At 71.3% G+C, this 14,405-nt stretch carries 13 protein-coding genes; 7 read left to right on the top strand and 6 right to left on the bottom strand.

Going from position 1 to position 14,405, the window contains the following annotated elements; translation table 11 throughout:
• Positions 1 to 37: 37 nt before the first annotated feature.
• Genes ACZ60E_RS22540 through ACZ60E_RS22530 form a run of 3 tightly spaced genes read left to right on the top strand, consistent with a single transcriptional unit; the run spans position 38 to position 3,425 of the window.
• Positions 38 to 1,411, top strand: coding sequence for an FtsW/RodA/SpoVE family cell cycle protein (locus ACZ60E_RS22540; protein ID WP_469442620.1), 1,374 nt, complete (start codon positions 38 to 40; stop codon positions 1,409 to 1,411).
• A 17-nt stretch (positions 1,412 to 1,428) separates the two neighbouring features.
• Positions 1,429 to 2,886 (top strand): penicillin-binding transpeptidase domain-containing protein, encoded by a 1,458-nt coding sequence (locus tag ACZ60E_RS22535; RefSeq protein ID WP_469442740.1) that lies wholly within the window; start codon positions 1,429 to 1,431, stop codon positions 2,884 to 2,886.
• Between the two features lie 44 nt (positions 2,887 to 2,930).
• A complete protein-coding gene (locus ACZ60E_RS22530; protein WP_469442619.1) occupies positions 2,931 to 3,425 on the top strand; it encodes a DUF3291 domain-containing protein in 495 nt (164 codons plus the stop codon).
• A gap of 30 nt (positions 3,426 to 3,455) precedes the next feature.
• Here ACZ60E_RS22530 and ACZ60E_RS22525 read toward each other — a convergent pair whose 3' ends face one another.
• Positions 3,456 to 4,565: a ferritin-like domain-containing protein gene (locus ACZ60E_RS22525; protein ID WP_469442617.1), complete on the bottom strand. Its 1,110-nt coding sequence runs from the start codon at positions 4,563 to 4,565 to the stop codon at positions 3,456 to 3,458.
• Between the two features lie 184 nt (positions 4,566 to 4,749).
• Between ACZ60E_RS22525 and ACZ60E_RS22520 the strand changes: the two genes are divergently transcribed.
• The 4 genes from ACZ60E_RS22520 (at position 4,750) to ACZ60E_RS22505 (ending at position 8,166) form a co-directional block, all read left to right on the top strand.
• Positions 4,750 to 5,700, top strand: a complete 951-nt coding sequence (locus tag ACZ60E_RS22520; RefSeq protein ID WP_469442615.1) for an AurF N-oxygenase family protein — start codon at positions 4,750 to 4,752, stop codon at positions 5,698 to 5,700.
• Positions 5,701 to 5,857: 157 nt separating this feature from the next.
• Positions 5,858 to 6,583 carry a TetR/AcrR family transcriptional regulator gene (locus ACZ60E_RS22515; RefSeq protein WP_384803278.1) on the top strand — a complete coding sequence of 242 codons (726 nt, stop codon included), beginning with the start codon at positions 5,858 to 5,860 and terminating at the stop codon, positions 6,581 to 6,583.
• A 10-nt stretch (positions 6,584 to 6,593) separates the two neighbouring features.
• The gene (locus ACZ60E_RS22510; RefSeq protein WP_469442612.1) at positions 6,594 to 6,905 is read left to right on the top strand and encodes a hypothetical protein; all 312 of its coding nucleotides are present in this window, start codon (positions 6,594 to 6,596) and stop codon (positions 6,903 to 6,905) included.
• A 106-nt stretch (positions 6,906 to 7,011) separates the two neighbouring features.
• Positions 7,012 to 8,166, top strand: coding sequence for a C40 family peptidase (locus ACZ60E_RS22505; protein WP_469442610.1), 1,155 nt, complete (start codon positions 7,012 to 7,014; stop codon positions 8,164 to 8,166).
• Between the two features lie 81 nt (positions 8,167 to 8,247).
• Here ACZ60E_RS22505 and ACZ60E_RS22500 read toward each other — a convergent pair whose 3' ends face one another.
• The 5 genes from ACZ60E_RS22500 to ACZ60E_RS22480 all read right to left on the bottom strand — a co-directional run bounded on the left by ACZ60E_RS22500 (position 8,248) and on the right by ACZ60E_RS22480 (position 14,183).
• Positions 8,248 to 9,501, bottom strand: a complete 1,254-nt coding sequence (locus ACZ60E_RS22500) for a styrene monooxygenase/indole monooxygenase family protein (RefSeq protein WP_469442609.1) — start codon at positions 9,499 to 9,501, stop codon at positions 8,248 to 8,250.
• A gap of 129 nt (positions 9,502 to 9,630) precedes the next feature.
• Positions 9,631 to 10,293, bottom strand: coding sequence for a GTP-binding protein (locus tag ACZ60E_RS22495; protein ID WP_384803290.1), 663 nt, complete (start codon positions 10,291 to 10,293; stop codon positions 9,631 to 9,633).
• Positions 10,274 to 10,690 carry a DUF742 domain-containing protein gene (locus tag ACZ60E_RS22490; RefSeq protein ID WP_384803293.1) on the bottom strand — a complete coding sequence of 139 codons (417 nt, stop codon included), beginning with the start codon at positions 10,688 to 10,690 and terminating at the stop codon, positions 10,274 to 10,276. The genes ACZ60E_RS22495 and ACZ60E_RS22490 overlap by 20 nt, the downstream gene beginning before the upstream one ends.
• Positions 10,687 to 11,187, bottom strand: a complete 501-nt coding sequence (locus ACZ60E_RS22485) for a roadblock/LC7 domain-containing protein (RefSeq protein ID WP_469442607.1) — start codon at positions 11,185 to 11,187, stop codon at positions 10,687 to 10,689. The genes ACZ60E_RS22490 and ACZ60E_RS22485 overlap by 4 nt, the downstream gene beginning before the upstream one ends.
• Positions 11,184 to 14,183, bottom strand: coding sequence for a sensor histidine kinase (locus tag ACZ60E_RS22480; RefSeq protein WP_469442606.1), 3,000 nt, complete (start codon positions 14,181 to 14,183; stop codon positions 11,184 to 11,186). The genes ACZ60E_RS22485 and ACZ60E_RS22480 overlap by 4 nt, the downstream gene beginning before the upstream one ends.
• Positions 14,184 to 14,405 lie beyond the last annotated feature (222 nt).

The following is a 14,405-nucleotide window of genomic DNA, read 5'->3' as shown; positions in this document are numbered from 1 at the left end:
ACAGGACATCGGGGGACCGGCTTGCTAACTTCCGGACATGCTCTCGCCCGGAACGACAGTGCAGGCGGACCCGCCGGCTCCCGTTGTACGCCTCCCCCGGCGCCGTGGCATCGAGTTCACCCTCCTCGTCATAGCCGTCCTGCTCTCCGTGTACGGCTACTGCGACGTCGGTCTCGCACGGACCGGATCCGTCCCGCCCGGCGCCGCCGGATACGGCGCCGGGCTGGGCGTGCTCGCGCTCCTCGCCCATCTCGCGGTGCGCCTGCGCGCCCCCTGCGCCGACCCGCTGCTGCTGCCGATCGCCGTCCTCCTCAACGGCCTGGGCCTGGTCCTGATCTACCGGCTCGACCTGGAGACCCCGGCCGACCGGGCGGCGCCCACGCAACTCGTCTGGTCGACACTGGGCGTGGGCCTGTTCATCGCGGTGATCGTGCTCCTGCGCGACCACCGGGTGCTCCAGCGCTACACGTACGTGTCCGTCGTCACCGCACTGGCCCTGCTCGTCCTGCCGATCTTCTTCCCCTCCGTGAACGGCGCCCGGATCTGGATCAGGATCGCCGGGTTCTCCATCCAGCCGGGCGAGTTCGCGAAGGTCATGCTCGCGCTGTTCTTCGCGGGCTACCTCGCCGCCAACCGCAACGCCCTCGCGTACACCGGCCGTCGGATCTGGCTGCTCCAACTGCCCACCGGACGCGTACTGGGCCCGATCCTCGCGGTCTGGGTGCTGAGCGTGGGCGTACTGGTCCTCGAACGCGACCTCGGCACCTCGCTGCTCTTCTTCGGCCTCTTCGTGATCCTGCTGTACGTGGCCACGGGCCGCACCGGCTGGATCGCGGTGGGGCTGCTGCTCGCGGCGTGCGGGGCGTTCGCCGTCGGCTGGCTGGAGCCGCATGTGCACAGCAGGGTCGAGGACTGGCTGCACCCCTTCGCGTCGATCGAGGCGGGACTGGGACCGAACCAACTCGCCCAGTCCCTCTTCGCGTTCGCCGCCGGCGGGTTCCTCGGCACGGGCCTCGGCTCCGGCCACTCGATCCTCATCGGCTTCGCCGTGAAGTCGGACTTCATCCTGGCCACGGCGGGCGAGGAACTGGGCCTGGCCGGCCTCTCCGCCATCTTCATCCTGTACGGGCTGCTGGTCGAGCGCGGTATCCGGGCGGGCCTCACCCTGCGCGACCCCTTCGGCCGGCTGCTCGCGGTCGGGCTCGCCTCGATCGTGGCGCTGCAGGTCTTCGTGATCGCGGGCGGGGTGACGGGGCTGATCCCGCTGACCGGGATGGCGATGCCGTTCCTCGCGCAGGGCGGTTCGTCGGTCGTCACCAACTGGATCATCGTGGCCCTGCTGATGCGCCTCAGCGACTCGGCGCGCGGCAGGTCCGAGGAGAAGCAGCAGGCAGAGGAGGTCGCGCCGTGACGGGCAACGGCCGGCCCATGACCCGGTACATCCGGCACGCCGCCGCCTTCTGCGCGCTCCTGCTGCTCGCCCTCCTCGTCAACGCCACCCGGGTGCAGCTCGTCCAGGCCCGCGCGTACGACGAGAACCCGGCCAACCGCCGCCACACGATCGCCCGCTACGGGCAGCCGCGCGGCGACATCCTCGTCGGCGGGCGGGCGGTCACCGGCTCCCAAGACTCCGGCGAGCAGTTCCGCTACGAACGGACCTACAAGAACGGCCCGTTGTACGCGCCGGTCACCGGCTTCGCCTCCCAGGTGTACGGGACGTCCCTGCTGGAGGGTGCCGCGGACGGCGTACTGGCGGGCACCGACCCGGCGCTCTCGATGCTCCCGCTGTGGAACGACCTCGCACGGGCCCGTAACCCCGGCGGTCGGGTGGTCACGACCCTCGACGCGGCGGCGCAGCGGGCGGCGTACGCCGGGCTCGGTGCGCGGCGGGGCGCGGTGGCCGCGCTGGAACCGTCCACCGGCCGCGTCCTGGCCCTGGTCTCCACCCCCTCCTACGACCCCGGGGAGCTGTCCGGCACGGATGCCGACGTGGCCAGGGCGTGGGCGCGGCTGAACGGGGCGGCGGACAGGCCGATGCTCAACCGGGCGGTCCGGCAGACGTATCCGCCGGGTTCGACCTTCAAGGTGGTCACCGCGGCGGCGGCACTGGACTCGGGTGTGGTGCGCGATGTGGACGCGCCCACCGACTCCCCGGACCCGTACCGGCTGCCGGGCAGTACGGCCCGGCTGACGAACGAGGTCGAGGGGTGCGCGGACGCGTCGCTGCGGTACGCCTTCCAGTGGTCGTGCAACACGGTCTTCGCCGGGCTCGGGGTGGAGGTGGGCCGGCACGCGATGGGCACGACGGCGGCCGGCTTCGGCTTCAACGACCGAAAGCTCGGCATTCCCTTCCGGGTCTCCCCCAGCACCTTCGACACCCGGGTGGACAAGGCGCAGCTCGCGCTGTCGTCCATCGGCCAGTACAACACCCGTGCCACACCGCTGCAGATGGCGATGGTGGCCGCGGCCGTCGCCAACTACGGCTCGGTGCGCACCCCGCATCTGGTGGAGCGGACGACGACGGCCGACGGCGACACGGTGTCCGCCACCCCGCAGCACACCCTGCGCCGGGCCATGAACCCGGCCACGGCCGTACGGCTGCGCGAGCTGATGACGGACGTGGTGGAGAAGGGCACCGGCACGAACGCGGCGATCCCCGGCGCCACGGTCGGCGGCAAGTCCGGCACGGCCCAGCACGGCATCCACAACTCCGGTACGCCGTACGCCTGGTTCATCTCCTGGGCGCAGGCCGACGACACCATGGAACCGGCGGTGGCCGTCGCGGTCGTTGTCGAGGACGCGGCGGCCGACCGGGGCGACATCAGCGGCGGCGGGGACGCGGCACCGATCGCCCGGGCGGTGATGGAGGCGGTGCTCGACCGGTGAGACGGGGGTGGTGTCACGGTCGCGGCCCGACCTAACGTTCGGTCATGACTCAGCCCGCAGCCGCGTACGAACTCGCCCAGGTGAACATCTCCCGGCTCCAAGCCCCGCTGGACTCACCGCAGTTGAAGGACTTCGTGGACGCCCTCGATCCGGTGAACGCGGTCGCCGACGCCGCCGACGGATTCGTCTGGCGGCTGCAGAGCGACGAGGGCAACGCGACGGACGTGTCCGTCTTCGGCGACGACCGGCTGATCGTCAATCTGACCGTGTGGCGGGACACCGACGCCCTCACCGCCTTCATGTATCAGGGGCGGCATCGCGAGCTTCTCGCCCGGCGGAACGAATGGTTCGAGCGGATCCGGGAGGCGATGACCGCCCTGTGGTGGGTGCCGGCCGGGCATCGGCCGACGGTGGCCGAGGCCGAGGAGCGCCTGCTGCATCTGCGGGCGCACGGGGCCACGGCGTACGCGTTCACCCTGCGGACGTCGTTCCCGCCCGGGGAGGCCCGGCCCCTCCTTGAGCCCCAGGGGGCTTCCTGAGCCCTGAGCCCCGTGGGGCCTCCTGAGTTGTCAGGGGGCTTCCTCGCCCGACCGGATCGCGGCGCTCACCTCCGTCACCCGCGCCTGTTCCTCCGCGGCGAAGCGGTCCGCGTCGAGTTTCTCCGCCAGTTCCTCGTCCTGGGACATGAGGAGGTCGAGGTTGGAGTTGCCCATGTCGAAGACGCCCATGTCGACGTAGGCCTGCTGGAGGCGTTTGCCCCACAGGCCGATGTCGCGGACGCAGGGCACGATGCGGGAGAACAGCAGTTGGCGGAAGAGTGCCAGGAACTCCGACTGCTCGGTGTACTCCTCGGCCTCCGCACGGGGCACGCCGAAGTTCTCCAGGACCTCCGTGCCGCGCAGCCGGTCGCGCATCAGGTAGCAGCCCTCGATGACGAACTCCTCGCGTTCGCGCAGTTCGGCGTCGGAGAGCTGCTGGTAGTAGTCGCGCAGCGCCATCCGGCCGAAGGCGACGTGACGGGCCTCGTCCTGCATGACGTACGCGAGGATCTGCTTGGGCAGCGGCTTGTCGGTGGTGTCCCTGATCAGGCCGAACGCGGCGAGGGCGAGCCCTTCGATGAGGACCTGCATCCCGAGGTAGGGCATGTCCCAGCGGGAGTCGCGCAGGGTGTCGCCGAGCAGCGACTGAAGGTTGTCGTCGACCGGGTAGAGCATCCCGATCTTCTCGTGGAGGAAACGGGAGTAGATCTCCGCGTGCCGCGCCTCGTCCATCGTCTGGGTGGCCGAGTAGAACTTGGCGTCCAGGTCGGGCACGGACTCGACGATGCGGGCCGCGCAGACCATGGCGCCCTGCTCGCCGTGCAGGAACTGGCTGAACTGCCATGAGGCGATGTGCTTGCGGAGTTCACCCCGGTCCCGGTCGTTCATCTTCTCCCAGTACGGCGTGCCGTAGATGGAGATCGACTCGTCGGGGGTGCCGATGGGGTCGTGCGGATCGACCTCCAGGTCCCAGTCGATCCGCTTCTGCCCGTCCCACTGTTTGTCCTTGCCCTTCTGGTAGAGGGCCAGCAGTCGGTCGCGCCCTTCGTCGTACTCCCAGCTGAACCGTGCCGCGCCGGTCGCGGGCACCTGCCAGAGGGGAGCTCCGGGGTCCTTGGCGTACAGGTCGTAGGTCGGCATGTCTCGCAGGCTCACACGTGGTAGACGGCGGGTCAACAAGTTGCGCAGGGGGGATTGACGGGCTTGCTGACAGGCAGTCTCATAAGACGTGACCGACGGTAACCCGACCGGCTTCCGGCACGACGACGCAAGCGCGACGCACGCACGACGAGATACGACGACGTACGGCGAGGTGGGCACAGCCATGACGACCGTGACGACGGACGACCCCGAGGACACCGGGATCGCGGGTCTGCGCGACGCGCTCGGCCTGCTCAAGGACCGCGAACAGGTGGCCGAGCGGCTGCTCGAAGCCTCCGCGAAGCACTCCTTCGACCCGGACGAGGAACTGGACTGGGACGCGCCCTTCGAGGACGGCAAGTGGTTCTGGCCGCCGGAGCTGGTGTCGCTCTACGGCACCCCGATGTGGAAGCGGATGAGCCAGGAGCAGCGCATCCTGCTCTCCCGTCACGAGGCCGCGGCGCTCGCCTCGCTGGGGATCTGGTTCGAGATCATCCTCATGCAGCTGCTGGTGCGGCACATCTACGACAAGGCGGCGACGAGCGCGCACGTGCGGTACGCGCTGACCGAGATCGAGGACGAGTGCCGCCACTCGAAGATGTTCGCGCGGCTGATCACCCGGGGCGGGACACCGCACTACCCGGTGAGCCGCGCGCACCAGAACCTGGGCCGGCTCTTCAAGACGGTGTCCACGACCCCCGGTTCGTTCACGGCCACGCTGCTGGGCGAGGAGGTCCTCGACTGGATGCAGCGGCTGACGTTCCCGGACGAACGGGTGCAGCCGCTGGTGCGCGGGGTGACGCGGATCCACGTGGTGGAGGAGTCGCGCCACGTCCGGTACGCCCGTGAGGAACTGCGCCGCCAGATGATGACCGCGCCGCGCTGGTCACAGGAGTTCACCCGGATCACCTCGGGCGAGTTCGCCCGCGTCTTCTCCGTCGCCTTCGTCAATCCGGAGGTCTACACGAACGTCGGCCTCGACAGCCGGAAGGCCCAGGCCGAGGTGAAGGCGAGCGGCCACCGCCGCGACATCATGCAGACGGGCAGCAAACGCCTCACGGACTTCCTGGACGACATAGGAGTCCTGCGCGGCACGGGCCGCCGCCTGTGGAAATCGTCGGGTCTGCTGGCCTGAACGGCGCGGGCTCTCCGGCGGGGGCAGGGGGGCGGCCCCGCTTTACAGGGGCGCGGGGAACTGCGCGGCAAGCCCCCACCGGCCCGCACCCACCCACGAATCCCCACCCACCTCCCACCCCACTCCGCACCCCCCGGGACGGGCTACCCTGCGAGACATGACCTCGCAGGCCCCCACCCGCGCATACCGACGCCTGAGCGTCGAGGAACGCCGCAGCCAGCTCCTCGACGCCGCGCTGTCCCTGTTCGCGACGCGGGCCCCGGAGGACATCTCCCTGGACGACGTGGCGGAGGCCGCGGGCGTCTCCCGCCCGCTGGTCTACCGCTACTTCCCCGGCGGCAAGCAGCAGTTGTACGAGGCGGCCCTCCGCTCCGCCGCGGAAGAGCTGGAGCACTGCTTCGCCGAACCGCCGGACGGCCCCCTCACCCGCCGCCTCGCCAACGCCCTGGACCGCTACCTCGCCTTCGTCGACCAGCACGACGCCGGTTTCAGCGCCCTGCTGCAGGGCGGCAGCGTGGTCGAGACGTCGCGGACGACGGCCATCGTGGACGGCGTACGACGGGCCGCCGCCGAGCACATCCTCAGCCACCTGGCCGTCGAGGAGCCGGGCAACCGGCTGCGGATGACCGTCCGGATGTGGATCACGGCCGTCGAGGCGGCCTCACTGATCTGGCTGGACGAGGAGAAGGAACCCCCGCTGGACGAACTGCGGGACTGGCTGGTCGAGCAGTTCGTGGCCTGCCTGGTGGCGACGGCGGCCCGCGACGAGCAGACCGCCGCGGTCGTCCGGGCCGCGCTGACGCTGGAGTCCGCGGACGGACCGATGGGCTCGCTGGCCCGCCGCGTGCTGCCCGTGGTGGGCGACGCGGCGCACCTGCTGTGACACTGGCCCGGTGAAGAGCGAAGACACCCCCTTCGAGGGCGGCCCCCTGGACGGCCGTGTGCTGCCGGTCCTGCTCGGCCCGACCGGCCACCCGCCGAAGGTGTACCGCGTCCCGGTGCCGTCGAACGACGGCGGCCCGCCCACCCTCCTGGTCTACCGCCGCGTACAGGCGGCCGCGAGCAGCCGTCTCGGCCTGCACCAGGGATGGAAGTACGAGTACGACCCCACGGGCCGCGCCGGCGGACTCAAGTGGCCGTGGTCGAAGCCGGACGCCACGCCAGACGCCACGCCGGACGGCAAGCCGGAGGACACCCACGGGTGACCTCGTTGGGCCGGTCCGCCCACGGTCGGCGCGCGCGGCTCGCGCGGGCGTCTGATGCTCACGGTGCGGAGGAGCGGAAATACCGCCCCGCACCGGAGGTGACGACGTGTCAGGAAGGCTTCTGCGACTGGTCTGCACGGCGGCGATCGCGGCCGGCGCGGTACTGGTCCCCGCACCCGTCCCCGTACAGGCCTCGGCGGCACCCGGCCCGCGGGACAGCGGCGCCCCCGCGGCCGAGCGGCCGGTGGCCGAGCTGCTGACGGACCTTCAGCGGCTGTACCGGGAGGCGGAGAAGGCCACCGAGACGTACAACGCGACCGAGGAGCAGCTGAAGCGGCAGCGGACCGAGGTCACCCGGCTCAACGGCCGGCTCACCGCGGCCCGCCTCGCGCTCCACGGCAGCCGCGGCGCGGCGGGACGGCTCGCCCGGCAGCAGTACCAGGGCAGGAGCGAGCTCTCCTCGTACGTACAGCTGCTGCTCGCCCGCGACCCGCAGCACGCGCTCGACCAGGGGCACGTCATCCGGCAGGTCTCGCAGGAGCGGGCCGGGACGATGGAGCGGCTGGCGGGGGACGAGCAGCGGACCGACGAGCTGGCGCGCCGGGCCCGTACCGCCCTCGACGGCCGGCTCACCCTCGCCGAGCGGCAGAAGAAGGACCGCGACCTGGTGCGCGAGCGGCTGAAGGACGTCGAGGAGCTGCTGGCCTCGCTCACCGAGGAGCAGCTCTCGCGGGTGGCCGAGCTGGAGAGGTCCGGGGTGGCGAAGGCCCAGGACGAGCTGGTGGCGTCGGGCGCGCTCAGCAGCACCCGCCGGCCCACCTCCGAGGGGGGCGCGGCGCTGCGCTACGCCGTGGCCCAGATCGGCAAGCCGTACGAGTGGGGCGCCGAGGGCCCGGACTCGTACGACTGCTCGGGCCTCACCTCACAGGCCTGGACCGACGCGGGCCGCCCCGTCCCCCGCACCAGCCAGGAACAGTGGGCCGAACTCCCCCGCATCCCCCTGACCGACCTGCGCCCCGGCGACCTGGTGGTCTACTTCCCCGAGGCCACCCACGTGGCGATGTACCTGGGCGACGGCCTGGTGATCCAGGCCCCGAGACCGGGAGCGAGGATCAAGGTGTCCCCGATCGCGGCGAACCCGATCCTGGGCGCGGTCCGCCCGGACCCGTCGGGGATGCCTCTGCGGCAGTACACCCCGCCGAGGCTTCCGGAGGGCGCGACGAACGGCTCGGACGAGGGCTACAGCGCGAACACCCCTTAGGTCGCCCCGAGGGCAGCGCCCCCGAAGGGGCGCGGGGAACTGCGCGGCCGGCCACGACGGCGCGGCAGGCACAAGCAGCCCTCAGCCACCGGTCACAGAAGCCAGGTAAGCCCCCGTCTTCTCCGGCTCGTAGAAGAAGTTCTCGAAGTCGGACGGGTCGTTGAAGCCGTTCGCGAAGCGGTTGGCGACCGGGGGGAGTTGGCCCGCCGCGCCGATCAGGTTCAGGACGTGCTCCGGGGGCGGGCCGAGCATCGCGTTCGTCCACTTCGTGACGTGCTGGGCCGTGTCCCAGTAGCGCTCGAACGTGGCGCGCATCCACTCCTCGTCGAACTCCTCCTCCCCGTGGCCGAGGATCGAGTCGAGGTACGAGGCGGCGCACTTGGAGGCCGAGTTGGAGCCCTGGCCGGTGATCGGGTCGTTCGCCACGACCACGTCCGCCACGCCGAGGACCAGGCCGCCGCCGGGCAGCCGGCCGACCGGGTTGCGGACGGTCGGCGTGTAACGGCCGGCCAGCGTGCCGCCCGCGTCGGTGAGTTCGACCTTGGTGGCCCTGGCGTACTCCCACGGCGTGAACCGCTCCATGAGTTCCAGGGTCAGGGAGAGGTGTTCGGCCGGGTCCTTCACACCCTGGAAGGCATCCAGCGGGCCGCCGGGTATGCCCTCCCAGAAGAGGATGTCCGCCCGGCCGGAGGTGGTGAACGTCGGCATGACGAAGAGCTCGCCGACACCGGGCACGAGGTTGCAGCGGACCGCGTCGAACTCGGGGTGCTCGGGTCGCGGGCCGAGCCCGTGCACGTACGCGACGGCCAGCGCGCGCTGCGGCTCCGCGTACGGGGAGCGGGAGGCGTCGCGGCCGAACATCGACACCAGTTCGCCCTTGCCCGCCGAGACGAGGACCAGGTCGTACGTACGGGCGAAGTAGTCGAGGTCGGAGACCGCGGCGCCGTGGATGACGAGCTGGCCGCCGCGCTGCGCGAACGTCTCCATCCAGCCGGCCATCTTCACGCGCTGGTCGACCGACTGCGCGTACCCGTCGAGCCTGCCGACCCAGTCGATGGCGCGCTGCGAGGGGCCCGGGTCGAAGGAGCCGGGGGCCGCGACGGAGACGCCGAGTCCTTCGATCTTCGGGGCCTGGGACTCCCAGAAGTTCAGCTGGAGATCGCGCTCGTTCTCCAGTGCCGTGTGGAACATGCACTGGGTGGACATGACGCGCCCGGTACGGATCTCGTCCGCCGTCCGGTTGGACATCAGGGTGACCTCGTACCCGTTCGTCTGGAGTCCGAGGGCGAGCTGGAGTCCGGACTGGCCGGCTCCGACGACGAGTATCTTCCGCATGCGGGTCCTCACTGTGCACTCTGCGTACGCGTACGCCTTGTTACGCCTTGTTCGGGGCTGACGTCTGCGCGAACTGTCCGGTGCGAACTGTCCGGTGCGAACTGTTCGGGGCGAACTATTCGGGGCGAACTATTCGGGGCTGACGTCGAGCGCGTGGCCCACCAGTGCCAGCAGGCTCTCGATGACGGAGATCCTGCGGCGCGCGTCCATGATCATGACAGGTATGTGCCGGGAGATCGTGAGCGCCTCCCGCACGTCGTCGGCATCGAACCGCTCGCTGCCGTCGAAGTGGTTGACGGCGACGACGTACGGCAGCCCGCAGCTCTCGAAGTAGTCCAGCGCCGGCCAGCAGTCCTTGAGACGGCGGGTGTCGGCGAGGACCACGGCGCCTATCGCCCCGCGCACCAGGTCGTCCCACATGAACCAGAACCGCTGCTGCCCGGGCGTACCGAACAGGTACAGCACCAGGTCGTCGTCGAGCGTGATGCGGCCGAAGTCCATGGCCACGGTCGTGGTGGTCTTCTCCGGGGTCGAGCTGAGGTCGTCGGTGCCCTCGCTCGCCTGTGTCATCAGCGCCTCCGTCTGGAGAGGCGTGATCTCGGAGACGGCGGTGACGAGGGTGGTCTTGCCCACCCCGAAGCCACCCGCCACCACGATCTTCGTGGCGATCGGCGCGCGGGTCCGATCCTTCTGCCAGGCTTTCAACTCCTCGTCGGGCTCCACGACTTCGGGGAGGCCGGACGATCGGGAGACATCCGAGACGCGGGAGACGTCAGAGACGACGGAGTCCACTCAGCACCCTTTCCAGCAGAGCACGGTCCGGCTGTCCCGGGCCGTGACCTGTTCCGTACACACGGATCTTGCCCTGGTCCGCCAGGTCGCTGAGGAGCACTCGGACCACACCGAGCGGCATCTTCAGAAGGGCCGCGACCTCGGCCACCGTACGCATCCGGCGGCAGAGTTCGACGATGGCCCTCATCTCCGGCATCACCCGGGTGGAGAGTGAACCATTCTCCAGTTCACGCCGTTCATCCGGGGCCTCAAGTGCGGCCACGAACGTCTCGACGAGCAGCACGTGCCCGAATCGCGTACGTCCGCCGGTGAGCGAATAAGGGCGTACGCGGGCGGGTTTGCGGTCGCCGCCGCGGACCGGCAGCCTGGGCGTGCCGTTCACGTTCGCGTCGCTCACTTGGCCGTCTCCATCGTCGTGGACTCAAGCGACTGGCGCAGCTCGCTGCGGAGTTCGGGAGTCAGGACGTGTCCGGCACGGCCCACGAAGAGCGCCATGTGGTACGCGACGACGCTCATGTCGCAGTCGGGGGCGCCGTGCACACCGAGCAGCGAACCGTCGCTGATCGACATGACGAAGAGCCCGCCCTCCTCCATCGCGACCATCGTCTGCTTGACGGTCCCGCCGTCCATCAGCTTCGCGGCGCCGATGGCGAGGCTGCCGATGCCGGAGACGATGGTGGCCAGGTCCGCCGCGGACCCGCGGGGACCGGAGGGTCTCCCCTCGTCCTGCCGCGCCTGCGCGTTTCTCCCGGGGTCGGAGGAGAGGAGCAACAGGCCGTCGGAGGAGACCACCGCGACCGACAGGAGGCCCGGCACCTCCTCGACGAGGTTCGTCAGCAGCCAGTGCAGATTGCGGGCTTCGTGGCTCAGTCCGAAGGTACTGGACGCGGTCAACTGCTTGCCTCCTCGACTGTGTCCCCCCTGGTTTCTACGGCATGTGCGGCGGGCGTCTGCAGATCCGACGTCTGTTCGGAGATCTCCGCCTCGACATCGCGCCGGCCCTCGCTGGCGCCCCGGTGGAACCCGCCGAGACGGCGGCGCAGTGCCTCGGCGTCGACGGGCGTCTGGCGCGGGCCGGCGGCGGGCGCGGGCGCGGCGATCCTCGGGGTCCGCTTGGGCAGCCCCTTGTCGGTGATCCGCTCCGCCGGCTCCGGCGACCCCTGGGTCCCCTCGGTCCCCTGTGACGTCTGTACGTCGTCCCGGGCGCGCTCGTGGGCGTCGGGGCCGATGGCGTACGGGTCGGGGGCGCGGTGCGGCTCGGTGCGGTGGTCCTTGGTGGCCTGGGCCGGGACCCGGATCGCCGATGCGTCCGATGCGTCCGACGGGGACGCGGCGCCGGGTTCGGCGGGCCCGGCGGGCTCGGCAGGTGCGGCGGGCTCGGCGGGCTCGTCCTTCGGTGACGCGGGAGGCACCGGGGCCATGAGGACCATGGTGGTCTCGGGACCGGTGGGCTGATCCGGCTCCGGGGCGGCGGGCTCGACGGGGGCCGCAGGCGAGGTGGTGACCGCGGACTCGTCGGCGGCAGCCGGCTCGGTCGCGGCAGTCGGCTCCGGCGGGGCAGTCGGCTCCGGCGGGGCGAGAGCCGTACCCGCGCCGTCCGTCTCGCGCAGGGTGTCCTCCGCCGCCGCGATCAGCGGGTCGCGGCCCTGACGGCCGTACAGGACGTTGGAGTTGACCTCGGCGTCCGCGCCCGGCAGGGACATCGCGGCGGCGCCCCCGGGCGTGCGGGCGGTGGTCGCCTGCGGGACCGCCACGGTCGGCGCGGCGGCGAGCAGCGCCTTGGGCAGGACCACGACGGCCGTGATGCCGCCCTGCTTCTGCTCGCGCAACTGCGCCCGTACACCGTGCCGGTGGGCGAGCCGGGCCACCACGTACAGGCCGAGCCCGAGGCCCTCGCCGCTCTCCTCGTCGTACGGGTCCTCCGGGTCGAAGGCCGCGAGGCGGGTGTTGAGCCGCTCCAGGCGCTCGCCGGTCATGCCGATGCCCTCGTCCTGGACGGAGAGCATGACCTCGCCGCTCTCCAGGAGCCAGCCGGAGACCTCGACGGGGATGTCGGGCGGCGAGAACGAGGAGGCGTTCTCCAGGAGTTCGGCCACCAGGTGGCTGATGTCGTCCGCCGCGAACCCGGCGAGGTGCGCGTGCGGCGGCAGCGCGGAGATGCGGACGCGCTCGTAGCGTTCGACCTCGCTGACGGCCGCGCGGACGACGTCGACCAGCGGGACGGGGCCGGGGTGCTGGTGGCCGTGCTCCGCGCCCGCGAGGACCAGCAGGTTCTCGCTGTGGCGGCGCATGACGGTGGCGAAGTGGTCGAGCTTGAAGAGGGTGGCGAGGCGCTCGGGGTCCTGCTCGCGCTCTTCGAGGCCCTCGATGACACCGAGCTGCCGCTCGACCAGGCCCAGGGTGCGCAGGGCGAGGCTGACGTAGGTGCCGTGGATGTTCTGCCGGACCTGCTCCAGGTGGGCGGTGGCCTCGGCGAGTTCGGTACGGAACGTGTCGCGTTCGTCGGCCATCTTCTGGCGCTGGCCGATGAGGTGCTTGCGGTCGCCCTCCAGTGTGCCGAGGCGCTCCTGGAGCGCGACGGCGTGCGTGTGGAGTGTGTTGACGGAGCGCACGACCTGCGCGAACTCGTCGTTGCGGCCGGTGAACTTGACCGGGTCGCCGGTGCCGGGCTCGGCGGCCAGCCGTGCCGAACCGCGGCGCAGGACGGACAGCGGGCGCGTGAGCGACCGGGCCATGCCGGTGGAGACGCCGACGGCGAGCAGCATGAGCGCACCGAGGATCGCGACGCGGATCTCCAGCGCGGTGACGTCGTCGTCGCGCAGCTGGGCGAGTTCCTCGGCGCGCTGGGTGTTGAGGGACGCCTCGACCCCGCGCATCAGCTCGACGCGGGAGGAGAGCGCCGCGTCCAGCTTCTTGGTGCTGGTGGCCAGTTCGTCGTCGGAGAGGGTGGGCTGGTCCGCCAGGCTCGCCAGGTACTTCTCTGCGGACGCGACATCCGGTCCGTTGACCGTGGAGTCGTACGAGGTCCGGTCCGCCTTGGGTGCCGTGCCGGCGAAGTCGGCGAGGGCGGCCTGCTCACGGACGTTGGCCTGCTGGGCCGCGGCGGTGAGCGCGTCGCGCTGCTTCGTCGCGGCGGCCGACGACGTGGTGGTCGTGGTGGGCAGGCCCGTGATCGGGTCGGTGGTGGTCTGACTGCTGGTGGGCACGCTCAGCGCGGCGAGCAGCAGACCACGGGTCGAGGCCGCCTGCTGGACGGCGGTGTCGAGGTCGGCGAGGGCGTGCGCGCCGGAGCCCGCGCGGGGCGGAATCTTCTCGGCCAGGTCCTCGGCGAGCCCGTGGAGTTCCGTGAGGGCCGTCGAGTACGCCTGGTGCGCTTCGAGGGCGCTGCTCTCCCCGGTGAGCGCCGACCTACGGACGGCGGCGATCGCGTCGAGCGTCTTGAGGAAGGACGCGGGGGCGTCCGCCTCGACGGCGGCGACGCGCAGTTCGTCGACCTGGCGGTCCACGCGGGTGCTGCGGCGCTCCGAGGGTGCCTGGCCCTTGGGCCGGCCGGCCGCGAGGTACGAGGTGACCTCGTCGCGTTCGTCGGCCAGTGAGTGGGCGAGGGCCAGGGCGTCCTGGGTCCGCTCGGCCGACGTCACCAGATTCTGGGAATCGTTCAGCTGTCCGGAGGCGGCGATCACGGACGGAGCGCCCGCTCCGGCGATCGCGGCGGCCACCACGGCCACGGCGACGATCAGCCGACTGCGTACGTGAGCGGGCCGGCCTCGTCCCGCGGGGTCCGGAGTGTCCTGCGGTGCCGGTGAGTTCGGGGTGTGCCCTGAGGCTCCACCCGAGGCCGGCTGCCTGCCTTTGCGCCGAGGCCGCATTTTCTGCACCGGTGCTCGCATTCTTGACTCGTGTCCCCATGGGCCCGGGTGACGATCCGTCAACTCGCGTGTCGTCCCGGTTCGGCTCCCGACCTTCCCAGTGCCGGTGGGCAGTGGTCGCGCATCGCCTGACCCGCCACACGAAGGAGTGAACATCGCCGGGGAGCGGCCCGGCAAGTTCCCCTGGCGCGTGCGACACCCCTGCGGGACAGGCCGGTTGGACGTCCACGGCAACCGATGGCA

It is taken from the genome of Streptomyces sp. NPDC102514 (genome assembly GCF_055584525.1).
Note: the sequence above shows the minus strand (reverse complement) of the source record. Positions and strands in the feature narration are given on the sequence as shown.